At 64.3% G+C, this 17,115-nt stretch carries 13 protein-coding genes and 1 pseudogene; 4 read left to right on the forward strand and 10 right to left on the reverse strand.

The genetic code is table 11. The features are described 5' to 3' along the window. Positions 1–55: 55 nt before the first annotated feature. Positions 56–1,075, forward strand: a pseudogene (locus tag E2H86_RS26785) (cache domain-containing protein); the annotation flags it as partial. A gap of 6 nt (positions 1,076–1,081) precedes the next feature. Continuing rightward, a complete protein-coding gene (locus tag E2H86_RS26790) occupies positions 1,082–1,945 on the forward strand; it encodes a methyl-accepting chemotaxis protein (RefSeq protein ID WP_419183282.1) in 864 nt (287 codons plus the stop codon). A 29-nt stretch (positions 1,946–1,974) separates the two neighbouring features. Here E2H86_RS26790 and E2H86_RS11915 read toward each other — a convergent pair whose 3' ends face one another. The 4 genes from E2H86_RS11915 to E2H86_RS11930 form a co-directional block, all read right to left on the reverse strand. Further along, positions 1,975–2,592, reverse strand: coding sequence for a LysE family transporter (locus tag E2H86_RS11915; RefSeq protein ID WP_133327955.1), 618 nt, complete (start codon positions 2,590–2,592; stop codon positions 1,975–1,977). A 122-nt stretch (positions 2,593–2,714) separates the two neighbouring features. Beyond that, positions 2,715–5,156, reverse strand: a complete 2,442-nt coding sequence (locus tag E2H86_RS11920; RefSeq protein WP_133327957.1) for a TonB-dependent siderophore receptor — start codon at positions 5,154–5,156, stop codon at positions 2,715–2,717. Between the two features lie 108 nt (positions 5,157–5,264). After that, on the reverse strand, positions 5,265–6,230 hold the full coding sequence (locus E2H86_RS11925) for a FecR domain-containing protein (protein WP_133327959.1): 966 nt from the start codon (positions 6,228–6,230) through the stop codon (positions 5,265–5,267). Between the two features lie 4 nt (positions 6,231–6,234). Beyond that, entirely contained in the window at positions 6,235–6,765 is a 531-nt protein-coding gene (locus E2H86_RS11930) for a sigma-70 family RNA polymerase sigma factor (protein WP_243744050.1), read from the reverse strand. A gap of 331 nt (positions 6,766–7,096) precedes the next feature. Between E2H86_RS11930 and mqo the strand changes: the two genes are divergently transcribed. Next, a complete protein-coding gene (gene mqo / locus E2H86_RS11935; RefSeq protein WP_165976058.1) occupies positions 7,097–8,734 on the forward strand; it encodes a malate dehydrogenase (quinone) in 1,638 nt (545 codons plus the stop codon). Positions 8,735–8,827: 93 nt separating this feature from the next. Here the strand turns inward: mqo and E2H86_RS11940 are convergent, their stop codons facing one another. Then, positions 8,828–9,163, reverse strand: a complete 336-nt coding sequence (locus tag E2H86_RS11940) for an ArsR/SmtB family transcription factor (protein ID WP_133327965.1) — start codon at positions 9,161–9,163, stop codon at positions 8,828–8,830. A gap of 50 nt (positions 9,164–9,213) precedes the next feature. Here E2H86_RS11940 and xenA point away from each other — a divergent pair, with 50 nt between their 5' ends. Then, the gene (xenA, locus tag E2H86_RS11945) at positions 9,214–10,305 is read left to right on the forward strand and encodes a xenobiotic reductase XenA (RefSeq protein WP_133327967.1); all 1,092 of its coding nucleotides are present in this window, start codon (positions 9,214–9,216) and stop codon (positions 10,303–10,305) included. A 30-nt stretch (positions 10,306–10,335) separates the two neighbouring features. Here the strand turns inward: xenA and E2H86_RS11950 are convergent, their stop codons facing one another. From E2H86_RS11950 to E2H86_RS11975, 5 genes are all read right to left on the reverse strand, one after another. Further along, positions 10,336–11,586, reverse strand: coding sequence for an NAD(P)/FAD-dependent oxidoreductase (locus E2H86_RS11950; RefSeq protein ID WP_133327969.1), 1,251 nt, complete (start codon positions 11,584–11,586; stop codon positions 10,336–10,338). A gap of 3 nt (positions 11,587–11,589) precedes the next feature. Beyond that, on the reverse strand, positions 11,590–13,167 hold the full coding sequence (locus E2H86_RS11955) for an aldehyde dehydrogenase (NADP(+)) (RefSeq protein WP_133327971.1): 1,578 nt from the start codon (positions 13,165–13,167) through the stop codon (positions 11,590–11,592). Between the two features lie 168 nt (positions 13,168–13,335). After that, positions 13,336–14,283, reverse strand: coding sequence for a dihydrodipicolinate synthase family protein (locus tag E2H86_RS11965; protein WP_133327973.1), 948 nt, complete (start codon positions 14,281–14,283; stop codon positions 13,336–13,338). Between the two features lie 42 nt (positions 14,284–14,325). Continuing rightward, positions 14,326–15,252 carry a 4-hydroxyproline epimerase gene (locus tag E2H86_RS11970; RefSeq protein ID WP_133327975.1) on the reverse strand — a complete coding sequence of 309 codons (927 nt, stop codon included), beginning with the start codon at positions 15,250–15,252 and terminating at the stop codon, positions 14,326–14,328. 23 nt (positions 15,253–15,275) lie between these two features. Then, positions 15,276–16,889, reverse strand: coding sequence for an APC family permease (locus E2H86_RS11975; protein ID WP_133327977.1), 1,614 nt, complete (start codon positions 16,887–16,889; stop codon positions 15,276–15,278). Positions 16,890–17,115: the final 226 nt, after the last annotated feature.

A 17,115-nucleotide genomic window follows, 5' to 3' on the forward strand; every position in this document is an offset into this window, starting at 1 on the left:
GTGGGGATGTCTGGCCGCGCAGCTGCCTGCGCGGTCCATTTTTGAGCGTTTGATGATGAAATTCAGCCACAAGATCCTGCTGGCCGCTGCCCTGGTCGTGATCAGTGCATTCGCCTCGTTCACCTTGTTCAACTACCTGTGGCAGCAGCGCGTGCTGGCTCGCGAGCTGCAGAGCCAGCTCCGCGAAGTCGGTGCGCTGTCTGCCGAGAGCATTCAGAACTGGCTGGGTGGCCGTGTGTTGCTGGTGGAAAGCCTGGCGCAACGTCTGTCGGCCGATACCGGCGAGGCGGCGGTGGAGCAGGCGTTCGACCAGGATGTCCTGAAAAGTACGTTCAATATGGTTTACCTCGCGCGTGCCGATGGCAGTTTCAGCATCCGCCCGCAACAGGACATGCCTGCCGGCTACGATGCTCGCCAGCGCGACTGGTACCAGCGCGTACAGGCACGCAACGACAGTGTGTTGACCGAGCCCTATGTCAACGCCGCCACCCAGGAAATGATCATGGCCGTCGCTGCCCCCGTGGTGCGCTCCGGTGAACTGGTGGGGGCAGTGGGCGCCGGCATGCCTATCGATACCCTGGTGCAGATCATCGGCAGTGTCGATCTGCAGGGCAAAGGTTATGCCTATCTGGTCAACGGTGCCGGTAAGATCCTGGTGCATCCGCAGACCGAGTTGATCAACCGCCGTCTGGATGAACTGGACCCGGCGCAGCCGCTCAAGGTCAGTCGGCAGTTGCAGGAACATCAAGTCGCTGGCCGGGCTCGTGTCGATACCTTCATTCCGGTCGCGGGCCTGCCGGGGGCAGATTGGTACGTCGGGCTATCGGTCGATCGGGATCTCGCCTACCAGTCCCTGCGTGACTTCAGTCGCTCGGCGATGATCGCCATGTTGGTTTCCGTCCTGCTGGTCATGCTGGCCCTTGGCGCGTTGCTGCGCCTGCTGCTCAAGCCGCTTCTGCACATGACCGTGGCGATGCAGGACATCGCTGCAGGCGAAGGCGATCTGACCCAGCGTCTGCCTGCTGCCGGACGTGATGAGCTGTCGCTGCTGGCGCAAGCATTCAACCGCTTCGTCGAGCGGATGCAGAGCACCATCGGCCAGGTCGCCAGCGGCAGCGTCGGCGTCGATGAAGGTGCGCGCAGCGTGGTCCAGGCCAGTCAGAGCACGTTGCACCAGTCAGACGCTCTGGTGCAACGCAGCGACAGTGTCGCCGCTGCCATCGAGCAGCTCGGAGCAGCCGCCCAGGAAATCGCCGGCAATGCTGCCAACGTTTCGCTGCAGAGTGCCGAGGCGCGTAGCCAGGCCGAGCAAGGCCAACGCATCCTCGGTGAGGGCTCGATTGCGCTGGATGCCCTGGCCGCCCAGGTCGACAGCGCCCGGGCCAGCATGGAGCAGTTGGGTGGCCAGACTGAGGCCATCGGCCAGATTCTCGAGGTCATCCACGGCATTGCCAAGCAGACCAACCTGCTCGCCCTCAACGCGGCCATCGAGGCCGCGCGGGCCGGGGAGGCTGGTCGTGGTTTCGCCGTGGTGGCCGACGAAGTGCGACAACTGGCCCATCGCAGCCAAGGCTCGGCGCAGGAGATCCACACCATGATCGAAGCCTTGCAGGCTGGTGCCCGTGAGTCGGTTGCCGCGATGGTCGCCAGTCACGCCCATGCCCAGAGCAGCGTGGCGGTCATCGCGCAGGCCTGCGACGGTATCGGCACGGTGATCGGGCGTCTGGTCGATATCGACGAGATGAACCAGTCAGTGGCTGCCGCTACCGAGCAGCAACGGACGGTAGTCGAGTCGATCAGTCGCGAGGTGGGCGAGATTTCGACGCTCAATCAACAGGTGCAGGCCAGCCAGCAGCAGGCGTTGCAGGTGTGCGAGCGCTTGGACGGGCGCTCGGCGCAGTTGCGCCGCCTGGTGGACAGTTTCCGCATCGTGCAGCGTGGCTGAACGCCGAATACCATTCCCGAGGGAATGCCTCAGCGCATCGCCACCAGCTTGATGCCAAACCCCAGCAGGCATACCCCCGCCAGCCGCTCGAACAGGTTCGCAATGCGTGGGTTGGCGCGCATGCGTTCGGCCAACAGGTGGGTCAGCACCACGGCGAGCAGCCCGTACAAGAAGGTCACCACGGCCACTGTCAGGGCCAGGAAGCCGAAGGTCACCAACCCTTGGTGCTTGACCGGATCGACGAACAGGGGAAAGAACGCCATGTAGAACATGATCGCCTTGGGGTTGAGCAAGGTGATCATCATCGTCTGGCGCAAGTAATGGCCGTGGTCCATGCGGCTGGCGCGCGGTGCGCCGCCCGGCTTGCTCAGCAGCATGCGCAGGCCCAGGTACGCCAGGTAGGCCGCGCCGGCCCATTGCACCACGTGGAACGCGGCAGGGTAGGCGGCGAGCAAGGTTGCCACGCCAGCCACCGCCAGCCACAACAGCACCTGGTCACCGAGGATCACCCCACAGGTCGCGGCCATGCCAGCCTTGATACCGCCCTTGCCGGTGGCGGTGATCAGGGCGAAGTTGCCTGGGCCAGGAATGGCCAGGACGATGATGAAGGCAATGACGAACGCGCCGTAGTCGGTGACGCCGAGCATGGAAACTCCTGTAGGGCAGTGCGAAAGCACCTAGATTATCGTGCTTTCGGTTGCCCGTCAGGCCACAAGCCATGATTCATGGGGGCTGTCGCACTTTAGGTAGTTGCTGCGCGAGTGACCGGTTACCAGTGCAGCGAAACGGTCCCTAGCAGCGTGCGCTCCTCGCCCCAGTAACAACGTCCGGCATTGTTGCAGCCGGCCACGTACTCCTTGTCGAACAGGTTGCGTGCATTGACCTCCACCGACCAGTTCTCGTCGATCTCGTAGCCGACCTTGGCGTCCACCAGGGTCACGTCGCCGGTGTCGAGCGTGCCGTACAGGGTTGCAGGTGTGTAGGCGAAAGTGCTGTCGAAGTGACGCACGCCGCCACCGATCTGGAGCCCCTTGAGCAAGCCGTCGCGGAATCGGTAGGTGCTCCATACCGACGCCTGGTTGCGCGGCACGCCGGTCATCTGATGGTCCTCGTACAGCGACCCGGCCACGTCCTTGGTGATGCGCGAATCCGTGTAAGTGTAGGCGGCGGTGAGGTTGAGGTTTTCAGTGATGTCGCTGTTCAGTTCCAGTTCCACGCCTTTGGAGCGGCTGGCGCCGATCTGGCGGTAATCGCCCACGGCCGAGTCGAACAGCACATCGTCCTTCTTGCGCAGGTCGTACACCGAAGCGGTGACGGTGGTGTTCCAGCCTTTGGGCTCGTACTTGATACCCACTTCGTACTGTTCGCTGGTGGTCGGATCGAGCGGCCCGCTGCTGCTTTCGATCTGCTGGGTCGGCGCAAAGGCCGTGGAATAACTGAAGTACGGCGACAGGCCGTTTTCGAACTGGTACATCACCCCGGTCTGCCAGGTGAACTTGCTGTCCCAACTGTCCATGTCGGCTTCTGCATTGAGGGTACCGGCCTTGTTGCGGAATTGGCTGTTGACCCGATCGAGGCGCCCGCCCAGCAGCAACACCCACTTGTCCACCTTGGTTTGCAGCTGGCTGTACAGGCCATACATGGTCTGTTCGAGCAGGGCGTTCTGCACCGCGAATGGGGTGCTCGGCTTGCCACCCCAGACCGGGTTGAAGACATCGATGGTGCCGCCGAAGCCTGCGTCCCAGTCCTGGTTGAACGAGGTGCGGTCCAGGCTTGCACCCATCAATACGGTGTTTTCGAACGCGCCGCTGGTGAAGTGGCCTTCGAGTTGGTTGTCCAGGGAGTAGGCGATGGACTTGTTGTAGCGATCATAGGCCTGGTTGGTAAGCGTGGTACCGAAGCCACCCTCGTCGAGGGTGCCCGGCCACATTTCCTGGCGGTCGATGCGCGACTGCAGGTAGCGCGAGTTCTGGCGAAATTGCCAGGTGTCGTTGAAACGATGGCTGAACTCGTAGCCCAGGCTCCAGGTTTCACGCTCGAAATTGTCCCAGTCCGGGTTGCCGGAAAGCTGATCCTTGTCGATCTTGCCGTTGGGGTTGTGCAACAGCGTACCGGCGGCCGGGTAGCCGAGCTCCATCAGGGTACGGTCGCGCTGGTAGGTGGCCAGCACGGTCAGGCTGTTGAAGTCGTCGAAGTTCAGGGTCAGCGAAGGGGCGAGGTACAGGCGGTCATCAGGCTGGTGGTCGATCTGCGTGTCGGACTTGCGGCCCATCATCACCAGACGGCCGAGGATGTTGCCTGAATCGGACAGGGGCCCAGACACATCGACACCCAGCTGCCGGCGGTTGTGCGAGCCGTAGCTCAGTTGCACTTCGCCCCGCGGGTCGGCGGTCGGGCGCTTGCTCACCAGGTTGACTACGCCGCCTGGAGCGTTTTCGCCATACAGGATCGAAGTCGGGCCGCGGAACACCTCCACCCGCTCCAGGCCATAGGGTTCGCTGCTGGTGTCGTAGCGGTTGCCTTGCACGCGCAGGCCGTCGCGCAGCAGTCCATAGCCATAGTCGGTGGCATTGAAGCCGCGGATGAAGAACAGGTCACCCGCCTGCCCATCACCGCCGGCGAAGGGTGGCGAGAAAATCCCCGGCACGTAGCCGAGCACCTCGGTCAGGGTTTGCGATTGCTGGTCGTCCATGCGTTGGCGGGTCACCACCGAGACCGAGCGCGGCGTGTCGGCCAAGGCACTGCTGGTCTTGCTGGCGGTGCTGCTAGCGACCGCGCGATAGCCGCTGTCACCCTGACCGTTGCTGGCGAGCAGTGCGGCAGCGTTGACGGCGGTGGCGTCCAGTTGTAGGGCGTTGTCTTCGGCGAGCGGATGCAGCACGTAACCGGTGTTGCCCTGAGGCACGGCTTGCAGGCCGCTGCCCTGGAGTAGTTGGGCCAGTCCTTGGACAACACTGTAGCGACCTTGCAGGCCAGGGCTGCTCTTGCCGGCGGCCAGTTCGTTGCTGCCCGCGAGGTAGATGCCGGCCTGGCTGCTGAATTGGTTGAGAGCGGCTGCCAGCGAGCCGGGGGCGATGTCGAACAGGGTTTCGGCGTGAACTACCTGTTCGGCCAGGGCCGGTGATGCCGGCAGCATCAGCGGCGCGGCGGCGCAAAGAGAAAGCGGCGCGGCAAGCGCCAGGCGAAACGCGGGGTGGAAAGGCGTCGGCATGCGGATCCCTGGAATCGTTACGGTGGGTTGATGTGGCTTACGGGAGGTAAACCGAACGAGACGGGAAAAAGGGAACCAGCCGTTTGCTATTTTTTCTCGAACCGCCGTTCACGCGGGCTCCACAGTGACCCACCAAGGCGTCAATCGCTGTACCCGGATCGGCAAGGCCGCTTGCAGCAATGCCAGCGCACGGTCGGTGTCGTCGAGGGGAAACGCCCCCATCACCGACAGCTGCGCCACTGCCGGGTGCCAGCCAAGATGCCCATGCCGATAGCGCCCCAGGGTCTGCAGCAAGTCTGCCAGGGGCATGCCCTCGGCATTGAGCCGCCGGTGAATCCAGGACTCCCCCGCGCTAAGTGCCGGGCCGATGGCACCTAAGCCGCGGGCGTTGAACGCGAGTTGCTGGCCGGCCTGTACCACGCAGCGCTGCTCGCTGAGGGCAGTACACACCTCGACGGCGCCGGCATAGACATTCAGCTGGGTGGTCTCGTCCTGCTGCAACACGCTGAAGCGGGTCCCTAGGGCTTGCATGCGCCCTTGGGTAGTCTCGACGAAGAACGGCCGCCGAGGGTCGTGTGCGGTTTCCACCAGGATGTCACCGAAGCGCAGGTGCACCACCCGCGACAGCGGCGAGAACTCCAGGTCGACAGCGCTTTGTGCGCCCAGCCACAGCTGGCTGCCATCGGCCAGTTGGGTTTCTCGGGTTTCACCGATGCCCGTGGCCAGGTCCGCGCGCCACCCCGACAACGGCGCCCCACGCCAGGCGTGCCAGCCCAGCAGCGAGCTGGCGCCCAGCACCAGCAAGGTCTTGAGCCCGCTGCGGCGGCTGAAGCGCCGTGCATCCTGGTCGCGCAGCACTCGCCCGGCACTGTTGCCTGGGCCTTGCAACGGAGCGAAGCGCTGGCCGACCCGTTGCACGTACAGCCAGGCCAACTGGTGGTCATCGTGCTGGTCGAGCCAGCGTTGCCATTGCGTGCGCACTTGCGCATCGGCGTGCTCGTCTTGCAGTTGCACGTACCAGTGAGCAGCTTGCTCGAGGCTTGCGTGGCTGAGCGTGGGGGGCTGGCGGGTCATGGCGTCACTCCACCAGCAGGCCGTCGAGTTCGGCCTCGAGGATGGCGCAATGCAGGAACGCCTGGGCCAGGTACTTCTTGATCATCCGTTCGCTCACGCCGATATGCGCGGCGATATCGCGGTAGCCCAGGCCGTCGATCTGGGCCAGGAGGAAAGCCTGGCGGACCTTGGACGGCAGGCGCAGCAGCATGGCGTCGACCTCGTGCAGGGTCTCGACGATCAGCGCACGTTGTTCGGGGGAGGGCTGCAGGGCGGGGGACTGCAACGCCAGGTGCTCCAGCCAGGCCTGCTCCAGTTTCTGCCTGCGCCAATGGTCGATGCACAGGCCGCGGGCGATGGTCGCCAGGTACGAGCGCTCACCTGCCTGGCCGTCGAACTGTCGCGGTCGATGGAGGATGCGCACGAATGTGTCCTGCACCAGGTCGGCGGCATCGGGGCGATTGCCGAGGCGCCGCTGGAGAAACCCAAGCAACCAGCCCGAATGGCTCTGGTAGAGGCTGTGAATGGAGCTGTTCAACTCAGGTATCGAGACCACGGCGGGCATCCGGCGCAAGCGCATAGCTGGTGCGAATGAGAAATGATCGCAATAGTAGGGGCGACTGATCAATACTGCAATCGCCCGATAAGTGGCACGTGGCCATGAGACAACCTGTCGCCTTGCGCCCGGCCAGGCAATTTGTTTGTACTGGCATTTCAGTTACAATCGCCGAAACGATTCAGCGCTGTAGGTCAATTCGACAAAAGCCTGAGTCATTTTCTGGTTCTCTAGCCGCTGAACAATGACCACAAAAAGCCTGCGCGGAAGAACACGAAACACTTGGGCCAGCCACAGGCCCACCTACCTGTTCTACTGACTGGATTTTTCAATGTTCAAGAAAGCTGGCAAAACCTTGCTGGGCCTCGCTGTCGCCGCAAGCTTCATGCAGGCGCATGCCGAAGACACCAAGAAAGTCGATGTGCTGCTGGTCGGCGGCGGCATCATGAGCTCCACCCTGGCCGTGTGGCTGCACGAGCTGGAGCCGAGCTGGTCGATGGAGATGGTCGAGCGCCTGGACGGCGTCGCCGAAGAAAGCTCCAACGGCTGGAACAACGCCGGTACCGGCCACTCCGCGCTGGCCGAGCTGAACTACACCCCGGAAGACAAAGACGGCAACGTCAACATCTCCAAGGCCATCGAGATCAACGAAGCCTTCCAGATTTCCCGTCAGTTCTGGTCCTGGCAGGTTCGCCAGGGCGTGTTGAAGAACCCGCACTCGTTCATCAACACCACTCCGCACATGAGCTTCGTGTGGGGCGACGACAACATCAAGTTCCTCAAGAAGCGCTACGACGCGCTGCAGGCCAGCCCGCTGTTCCGCCCGATGCAGTACTCCGAGGACCACGCGCAGATCGCCAAGTGGGTCCCGCTGATGATGGAAGGGCGCGACCCGAACCAGAAGCTCGCGGTGACCTGGACGCCGATCGGCACAGACGTCAACTTCGGTGAGATCACCCGCCAGTTCGTCGGCCACCTGCAGACTCAAAAGAACTTCGACCTGAAGCTCTCCAGCGAAGTGCAGGACATCAGCCGCAACGAAGACGGCTCTTGGCACGTCGAGTACAAGAACCTGAAGGATGGCACCGAGCATGCCACCGACGCCAAGTTCCTGTTCATCGGTGCCGGTGGCGGCGCGCTGAAGCTGCTGCAGAAGTCCGGCATTCCGGAAGCCAAGGAGTACGCAGGCTTCCCGGTAGGTGGCTCGTTCCTGGTCACCGAGAACCCGACCATCGCCATGCAGCACATGGCCAAAGCCTACGGCATCGCCTCGACCGGTGCGCCACCCATGTCGGTTCCGCACCTCGATACCCGCGTGCTCGATGGCAAGCGCGTGATTCTGTTCGGGCCATTCGCCACCTTCTCGACCAAGTTCCTGAAGAACGGTTCGTACTTCGACCTGCTTGGCAGCACCACCCTGCACAACGTGTGGCCGATGACCAAGGTCGGTATCGACCAGTACCCGCTGGTGGAGTACCTCGCCGGCCAGCTGATGCTATCGGATGACGACCGCTTCGAGGCGCTGCGCACCTACTTCCCGAACGCCAAGAAGGAAGACTGGAAGCTGTGGCAGGCGGGCCAGCGTGTGCAGATCATCAAACGTGACGCAGAGAAGGGCGGCGTGCTGAAGCTGGGTACCGAAGTGGTGGCCTCGCAGGACCGCACCATCGCCGGCCTGCTGGGCGCTTCGCCAGGTGCCTCGACTGCCGCGCCGATCATGCTGAACGTGCTGGAAACCGTGTTCAAGGAGAAGGTCGCGACTCCAGAGTGGCAGGCCAAGATCAAGGAAATCGTACCGAGCTACGGCACCAAGCTGAACGACTCGGCAGCGGCCACCCAGAAAGAGTGGAACTACACTGCCGAAGTGTTGCAGCTGCAGAAGCCGCCGGTGATCGACCAGAGCGTCGGCACCAGCACCGATCTGAGCAAGCCGGTTGAAAGCAACCCTGAAAACGACATGGCGCTGTAAGCGGCGACCGGTTGTGATCGAAAGCCACGGGGGTGACCTCGTGGCTTTTTTGTTGGCTGAAAATCGATGAGCTGGCCGTGGCCGGAACAGGCATCAGCGCTGACGCAGAATGCAGTCGAGCAAACCCGGAAAGCGCTCCTCGAGCATTTCGCTGCGCAAGGAGTTCATGTGCGTGGTGCCGACATTGCGGGTATGCACCAGCCCCGCGTCACGCAACACGCGAAAATGATGGGACATGCTCGACTTCGGTCGACCACCGTCCAGCTCGCCGCAGCTGGCCTCGGTCACGCCGGCCAGGTGGCGGACGATACCCAGGCGCACCGGGTCGCTCAAGGCGTAGAGCACGCGTTCGAGTAGCAGGTCTTCAGGATTGGGATGTTTGTAGGCTCGCATGGTCGACATGATAACGAGGGTTTCCATTATTGCCATAGTTCGATTATGATCGAACTATCGTATTCAAGCCAACCGGGAGCTTGCCCATGTCCGTACTGTTCGAACCCTACACCCTCAAGGACGTCACCCTGCGCAACCGCATCGCCATTCCCCCGATGTGCCAATACATGGCCGAGGACGGCATGATCAACGATTGGCACCACGTGCACCTGGCCGGCCTGGCCCGTGGCGGTGCCGGGTTGCTGGTGGTGGAGGCCACTGCGGTGGCGCCGGAAGGGCGCATCACTCCCGGCTGCGCCGGCATCTGGAGCGATGCCCATGCCCAGGCCTTCGTCCCCGTGGTGCAGGCCATCAAGGCTGCCGGTTCGGTACCGGGCATCCAGATCGCCCACGCCGGGCGCAAGGCCAGCGCCAATCGTCCCTGGGAAGGTGATGACCACATCGCCGCTGACGATGCCCGTGGCTGGGACACCATCGCGCCTTCGGCCATCGCCTTTGGTGCCCACCTGCCGAAAGTGCCGCGTGAGATGACCTTGGACGATATCGCCCGGGTCAAACAGGATTTCGTCGATGCCGCACGCCGTGCCCGCGATGCCGGTTTCGAATGGATCGAACTGCATTTCGCCCATGGTTACCTGGGCCAGAGCTTTTTCTCCGAGCACTCCAACAAGCGTACCGATGCCTACGGTGGCAGCTTCGACAACCGCAGCCGCTTCCTCCTCGAAACGCTCGCTGCCGTGCGCGAAGTCTGGCCAGAGAACCTGCCGCTGACTGCCCGTTTCGGTGTGTTGGAGTACGACGGTCGCGACGAGCAGACCCTGCAGGAGTCGATCGAACTGGCTCGTCGCTTCAAGGCCGGCGGGCTTGACCTGCTGAGCGTCAGTGTCGGGTTCACCATCCCCGACACCAACATCCCGTGGGGCCCGGCATTCATGGGGCCGATTGCCGAGCGCGTGCGCCGCGAAGCGGGCTTGCCGGTGACTTCGGCCTGGGGCTTTGGCACCCCGCAACTGGCAGAAGGTGCGCTGCAGGCCAACCAGCTCGATCTGGTGTCGGTGGGCCGGGCACACCTGGCCGATCCGCACTGGGCGTATTTCGCAGCCAAGGAGTTGGGTGTGGAAAAGGCTTCCTGGACCTTGCCGGCACCTTACGCCCACTGGCTCGAGCGTTATCGCTGAGGTGCTCGGGGCCGCACAGCGGCCCCGCGCTCAAAACCGATCCAGCCGGTAGGCCTGCATCTCGGGCCCTGCGGACTGCTCCGCCAAACGCCCCACCCATTGCGCCGTCACCGCCGCCTGGGTCAGCCCCAGATGCTGATGCCCGAACGCGAGCAGCACACGGCCATCACAGACCCGGTCGATCACTGGCAGAGAATCCGGCAGCGACGGCCTGAAGCCCATCCACGGCGTTGCGCCCTCGGTGCTCAGTTCATCGCGGAACAACCCCGTGCTCAATCGGTGCAACTGCCAAGCCCGTTGCATGCTCGGCGCTGCGTCCAACCCAGCGAACTCCACCGTGCCGGCCAGGCGCAGGCCCTCGGCCATCGGCGTCATGATGAACTTGCGCTCCAGTGACGTGACGGCGAACGGCAAGCGCTGATGCTCAGCCGGCAACATCAGGTGATAGCCTCGCTCGGTATCCAGTGGCACGTGCTTACCAGTCAGCGCCGCCGTCAGTCGTGCCGAATGAGCGCCACAGCTGACCAGCACCTGGCGCGCCTGGAATCTGCCCTGGCTGCTGGTGAGGCTGACGCCGGCTGCGTTGGGCTGGCCGCCGTCGACCTCGGCGCGGATGAAACGTACCCCACTGGCCTTGGCCGCCTCGAACACTTCGCAGACGACGCGGTACGGGTCGATGAAGTGTCCGGTGCCGGGGAAGAACAGCCCGCCGAGCAAGGCCGGGTTCAACTGAGGGGCGGCTGCCCGCACGCTCTCGGCCGACCACAGATCCACCGCGACATTCTGCCTTTGCATGCGCGCAGCCAGGGCCTCGAGCACTGGGCGCGACGCAGGCTTTTCGAATACCAGCAGCGAGCCGTCTTCCTTGAACAATGCGCTGTGCCCGATTGATTCGAGCAGTTGCTGCCAAGCCCCAAGGCTGCCTTCGTTCAGCGCGCGGATGCCTGCCACGCTGCGTTGGAACGGCGCCGGGCGCAGGTTGAGCAGTAGCCGGACGAACCAGGGCATGGCCTTGGGCAGGTATTTCCAGTCCAGACGCAGCGGGCCCATGGGGTCGAGCAGCATGCGTGGCAGGCGCTTGAGGATCGACAGATCGGCGATCGGGAACACCTGCTCGGTGGCCAGGTGTCCGGCGTTGCCATAGGACGCGCCCTGGCCAGGCTCATTGCGATCGATCAGCAGTACCCGACGTCCCTGACGGGCCAGTTGCAGGGCGCAGGCGACGCCGACAATGCCGGCGCCTACCACGGCGACATCGGTATCTAACGGGGCATCGGCCATGGTTCAGGCTTCCCTTTGGCCATCGAGCAGACGCCGCACGTGCAGCGGGTTGTCCTGTCGAAGGGCGGTGGGTAGCAGGGCATCGGGGAAATCCTGGTAGCACACCGGACGCAGGAAGCGCAGGATCGCTGCGGTGCCCACCGAGGTGCTGCGGGCGTCGGAGGTGGCCGGGAACGGCCCGCCGTGGACCATCGCATCGCACACTTCGACGCCGGTGGGCCAGCCGTTGACCAGGAGCCGCCCGGCCTTGCGTTCCAGTATCGGCAACAGGCCGCGGGCCTGCTCGATATCGCCTTCGTCCAGGTGCAGCGTGGCGGTCAACTGGCCCTCCAGGTGCTCGGCCACCTGGCGGACTTGCTCATCGCTGGCGCAGGCCACCACCAGCGATGCGGCGCCGAACACCTCGGCCTGAAGCGCAGGGTCGGCGAGAAAAGCGTCGGCATGGGTCGTGAACAACTGCGCCTGGCCTTGGTTCGGGCCGTGCGCTGGCTGGCCACTGGCTGCGCTCGTGGCGTTGGGGTTGCCGGCCAGGTCGGCGACGCCGGCCTCATAGGCGCTGAAGATACCGGGCGTGAGCATGGTTTGAGCGGGCGCCTGGCGCAGGTGCTGGCCGGCGGCCTCGATAAAGCCCTGCAAGGCGGCGCCCTGGCGGGCGATGACCAAGCCAGGGTTGGTGCAGAACTGCCCGGCGCCTTGGGTCAGCGAAGCGACGAAGCTCTGCGCCAGAGCTGGGCCACGGTTGTGCAGTGCGGCGTCGAAAACGAAGACGGGGTTGATCGAGCTCATTTCGGCATAAACCGGAATCGGCTCCGGCCGCGTCTGGGCCACCTGGTTCAAGGCGATACCGCCGCTGCGCGAGCCGGTGAAGCCTACGGCCTTGATCCGTGGGTCACTGACCAGTGCCGTGCCGATCGCGGTGCCAGCGCCATAGAGGAGCGAAAATACCCCTTCCGCCAGGCCGCAGCGTTGCACGGCACGGGCCACGGCCCGGCCGACCAGTTCGCTGGTGCCCGGGTGCGCGCCATGGGCCTTGACCACTACCGGGCAGCCGGCCGCCAGGGCCGAAGCGGTATCGCCGCCGGCCACCGAAAAGGCCAGGGGAAAGTTGCTGGCGCCGAATACCGCCACCGGTCCCAGGGCCACCTGCCGCTGGCGCAGGTCGGCGCGGGGCAGGGGCTGGCGCTCCGGCTGGGCGTTGTCGACCCGCACGTCGAGCCATTCGCCATCGCGTACCACACGGGCGAAGGTACGCAACTGCGTGCAGGTGCGGCCGCGTTCGCCTTGGATACGCGCCTTGGGCAGGCCGCTTTCGGCGACGGCGCGGTCGATGAGGGTATCGCCAAGCGCTTCGATTTCGCTGGCGATGGTCTCGAGGAAGGTGGCGCGTTGCTCCAGTGGGATTTCGCGGTAGCTGTCGAAAGCTGCCCACGCCAGCGCGCAGGCCTCGGCCACGTGTTCGCCGCTGGCGCCGGGGTAGGCGGGTTCCAGTGGCTGGTTGGTGGTCGGGTCGACGGCGCGGATCGAGGGTTGATTGCCGGTCACGCTGCGCTGGCCGATCAGCAGGTTGCCTGTCAGGGTCATGGAGCGTCCTTTGAGTTCGGAAGTGAAGATCTAGAAGCTGAGGCGGACCCTGTGGGAATGGCGGTTCGATGACCCGATGTGTCCCGAGAACACGGGCGAGGCCCGTGCCATCCATCGCGGTGTCTGCTTCGCGGGCAAGCCCGCTCCCACAGAGCCTGTGCTTTTGCCTCAGGCCAGGTTCTGCTCTGCCGACCAGCTGGCGTACCAGGTGCGGAACAGGGCGTACTGCTGCTCGGCATAGTTGCGCTGGGCATCGGTGAGCGCGTCGGTTTCGTTGAAGTGCAGGCTGTACTCGCGGTCGCCGTTGAGCACCATCAGGTGCTTGTAGTACAGCACCAGGTCGCAGCCTTCATCGAACGACGACAGTACCGCCAGTGCCGATTCTAGTTCGCGCGCCAGACGACGGGCCTTGGCATCGCCTTTGGCAGCCTGCTTGCTCAGGCTCACCAATTGCAGCACTTCACGGGGCAGGGCGTTGCCGATGCCGGTGATGGCGCCGGTGGCGTTGCAGTTGACGAAACCATGCACCACCTGGGTGTCGACACCGACCATCAAGGTCACGTCGTCGTCCTTGGAGGTGATGTGCTCAGCGGCATAGCGCAGGTCGGCGCCACCACCGAACTCCTTGAAGCCGATCAGGTTCGGGTATTCACGACGCAGTTCGAAGAACAGGTCGGCGCGGGTGGCGAAGCCATAGTAGGGGCTGTTGTAGATCACCGCCGGCAGCTTCGGTGCAGCGGCGAGGATGGCCGAGAAATGGTGCTTCTGGGCGATCAGCGAGGCGCCGCGGCTGAGCACGCGGGGGATGACCATCAAGCCCGCAGCGCCAACCTGGGCTGCGTGTGCGGCATGCGATACCGCCTCACGGGTGTTCACCGCACCGGTGCCGACGATGGTCGGAATGCCGGCAGCCACCAGGCGTGCCACGCCTTCCTGGCGCTCGGCCTCGGTCAGCAGCGGCCAATCGCCCATCGAGCCGCAGTAGACCACGGCGCTCATGCCGGCCTCGATCAGTTCGCGGCCCTTGCGTACCAAGGCGTCGAAGTCCGGCTTGCGCTCGGCGGTGCAGGGCGTCATCAAGGCGGGCATGCAGCCAGTGAAGATATTCTGGGTCATGGTTGTCACTCCTAACGGTATTCGGGTTGAGAAGACGCCGGGTCAGATGCCCCAGGCGAAGGGATCTTGTTCGTCGATCAGCAACTGGCTGTCGGCGGTCATGTAGGCGCGGCCGGTGATGAACGGGCGGATACGTTCGCCATCGCGGGTGTAGCGGCCCTGGAACTGGCTACCGGTGATGCTCGCCTGGACCCAGGTCTGGCCTTCGGCGAGCTTGCCGTCGGCGGCCAGGCACGCAAGCTTGGCGCTGGTCCCGGTGCCGCACGGCGAGCGGTCGTAGGCCTTGCCGGGGCACATGACGAAGTTGCGGCTGTCGGCCTGCGGGTCTTCGGCGAATAGCTCGATATGGTCGATCGGCGCACCGTTCTCGCCGGTGATGCCCTGGCTTTCCAGGGCCTTGAGCATGGCCCAGGTGTAATCGGTGAGGGCTTCGCGGTTGGCCAGCTCGATACGTTGGCCGTGCTCGGACACCAGGAAGAACCAGTTGCCGCCCCAGGCGATATCGCCCTTGACCTCGCCATGGCCGGGGACGTCCACCGCCACGTGTTGGCGATAGCGGTAGGACGGCACATTGCCGACGGTCACTGAGCCGTCTTCGTGCAGGGTGGCGCTGACCTGGCCGACCGGGGTATCGATCTTGTGCTCGCCGGGCTCGATCAGGCCCAGGTGCTGCAGCGAGGCGACCAGCCCGATGGTGCCGTGGCCGCACATGTTCAGGTAGCCGGCGTTATTGAAGAAGATCACGCCGCAGGTGGCATCCGCCGACACCGGTGGGCAGTACAGGGCGCCCACCAGTACATCGTTGCCGCGTGGTTCCAGCAGGCAGGCGCGGCGCCAGGCGTCGTACAGTTCGCGCAGCTCGTCGCGCTGTTCGGCCATGCTCCGCCCGTGCAGTGCCGGGAAGCCTTTCATCACCAAACGGGTCGGTTCGCCGCCGGTATGCGAGTCGATGACATGGATCTGTTTCATGGGCGAGTCCATTGAATGAAGAATCAGGAGGCAGCGGTGGCGGGGCGGCCGGCATAGGTGTCACTGGAGGCTTCGCTTTCATCTTCGCCCTCCAGGCGCACCAGGTGTGCCGGCACGCCTGTCGCCGCGCCCCAGTAGTAGATGGCCAAGGCACAGGCCGCCACGGCCAGGGTGTCGAACGGGTGGCCGAGAACGCCCAGGCCGCCGAAGCTGCCCAGCCAGGAGAGCAGGATGGTCACGGCGTAGAAGCCGATCAGCCAGGCCGACGAGCGCACCTGCTGGGCCAGCGACAGGTGTTGGGTCGGCACGAAGCGAGCGCACAGCAGGTACAGCACGAACATCAGGATCTGCAGGGCCAGCAGCCACGACACGGTGTTCCAGCCAGACCAGTAGACGATCAGCGCAGCGATGATGAACGACAGCGGGCCCAGCACACCCATGCCCATGACCCGGAACGGGCGAGGCATGTCGGGCGCGTTGCGGCGCAGTGCGGCGACGCTGACCGGGGCCACGGCATAGCTCAGCACCAGGGCGGCGGAGACCACGTTGATCAGCGCTTCCCAGGACGGGAACGGCAGGGTCCAGAACACCGCCAGGGCAAAGGTCAGCCACAGCGCCGGACGCGGAATGCCCGACTGTGCATCGATGCGGGTGAAGTACTTGAAGAAGGTTCCGGTCTGCGCCCAGCCATACACCACGCGCGGGGTAGCATTCATGTAGATGTTGCCGCAGCCGCTGGGCGAGATCACCGCGTCGGCCACCACCAGATAGGCCAACCAACCCACGCCCAGGGCGAGGGCGATGTCGCGGTAAGGCAGGGCCAGCTCCTTGGTCACCGACGCCCAGCCATTGGCGAGCATTTCGGTCGGTACGCTGCCGAGGAAGGCCAACTGCAGCAAGGCATAGATCGCGGTGGACAGCAGTACCGAGAGAATCAGCGCGATGGGAATGGTGCGTTGCGGGTTCTTGACCTCACTGGCCACCGAGATGATCGGTGTCAGGCCCAGGTAGGCGAAGATGATGCCGCCGGCCGACACGGCCATTTCCACGCCGGACAGGCCGAACGGGGCAAAGCCCTGGACCGTGAAGTTTTCCGGCTTGAAGAAGGTGAACAGCACGCCGATCACCAGCAACGGCACGATGAACTTGAACACGCTGACCAGGTTGTTGGCCTTGGCGAAGGTCTTCACGCTGCGGTAGTTGAGGAAGAAGAACAGTCCCAGCAAGGCGAATTGCACCAGCCAGCCGAGCACGGTGGGGTCGCTGGAGCCAGCCTTGGTCAGCCCGGGGAACCAGGCTGCGGCGTACTGGCGCGAGGCGACCACTTCGATGGCGATCAGACTGGAGAAGGCGATCAGGGTGATGAAGCCCATCAGGTAGCCGAGCAGCGGCCCGTGCGAATATACCGGGTAACGCACTACGCCACCGGCACGCGGCAGGGCGGCACCGAGCTCGCAATAGACGATGCCCAGCAACAGCACGGCGAAACCGCCGAGGAACCACGAAAGTATACCCGCCGGACCGGCGATGGCCGAGACGTGGCTGGCGGCGAACAGCCAGCCGGAGCCGAAGATGGCGCCGAGGCCGATGAAGGTGAGGTCGAGCAATGACAGCTGTTTCTTGAATTTGCCTGACATGGGTTCGCCTTTTTGTTGGTTATTGGATAGGCAGGTCTGATGTCACGTTTTGCGGTTTGCTGCGCCGCGCTCTCGTCGGTGTTGGGCGGCTTGCGTGGGGCATAGAGTGAACCGACAAGGGGGCAGTGTTCTTGATGGTTTTCGGCAGGGGGCGTGACGAAATCGGCACAATTGCGAAAAACACTGGCGGTTGGGGGAAGTAGGTAGATAGGCTGGAGGGCATACC

The sequence above is a fragment of the Pseudomonas putida genome, from assembly GCF_004357765.1.
Classification (GTDB): Bacteria; Pseudomonadota; Gammaproteobacteria; order Pseudomonadales; family Pseudomonadaceae; genus Aquipseudomonas; species Aquipseudomonas putida_U.

Bases quoted from the DNA above. Each gene is read 5' to 3' on its own strand.
- E2H86_RS11925 (WP_133327959.1), bottom strand. From the start codon at position 6,230: ATGACCCGCCAGCCCCCCACGCTCAGCCACGCAAGCCTCGAGCAAGCT.
- E2H86_RS26790 (WP_419183282.1), top strand. From the start codon at position 1,082: ATGCAGAGCACCATCGGCCAGGTCGCCAGCGGCAGCGTCGGCGTCGAT.
- E2H86_RS11950 (WP_133327969.1), bottom strand. From the start codon at position 11,586: ATGGCCGATGCCCCGTTAGATACCGATGTCGCCGTGGTAGGCGCCGGC.
- E2H86_RS11940 (WP_133327965.1), bottom strand. From the start codon at position 9,163: ATGGCAATAATGGAAACCCTCGTTATCATGTCGACCATGCGAGCCTAC.
- mqo (WP_165976058.1), top strand. From the start codon at position 7,097: ATGTTCAAGAAAGCTGGCAAAACCTTGCTGGGCCTCGCTGTCGCCGCA.
- E2H86_RS11970 (WP_133327975.1), bottom strand. From the start codon at position 15,252: ATGAAACAGATCCATGTCATCGACTCGCATACCGGCGGCGAACCGACC.
- E2H86_RS11955 (WP_133327971.1), bottom strand. From the start codon at position 13,167: ATGACCCTGACAGGCAACCTGCTGATCGGCCAGCGCAGCGTGACCGGC.
- E2H86_RS11975 (WP_133327977.1), bottom strand. From the start codon at position 16,889: ATGTCAGGCAAATTCAAGAAACAGCTGTCATTGCTCGACCTCACCTTC.
- xenA (WP_133327967.1), top strand. From the start codon at position 9,214: ATGTCCGTACTGTTCGAACCCTACACCCTCAAGGACGTCACCCTGCGC.
- E2H86_RS11915 (WP_133327955.1), bottom strand. From the start codon at position 2,592: ATGCTCGGCGTCACCGACTACGGCGCGTTCGTCATTGCCTTCATCATC.
- E2H86_RS11920 (WP_133327957.1), bottom strand. From the start codon at position 5,156: ATGCCGACGCCTTTCCACCCCGCGTTTCGCCTGGCGCTTGCCGCGCCG.
- E2H86_RS11965 (WP_133327973.1), bottom strand. From the start codon at position 14,283: ATGACCCAGAATATCTTCACTGGCTGCATGCCCGCCTTGATGACGCCC.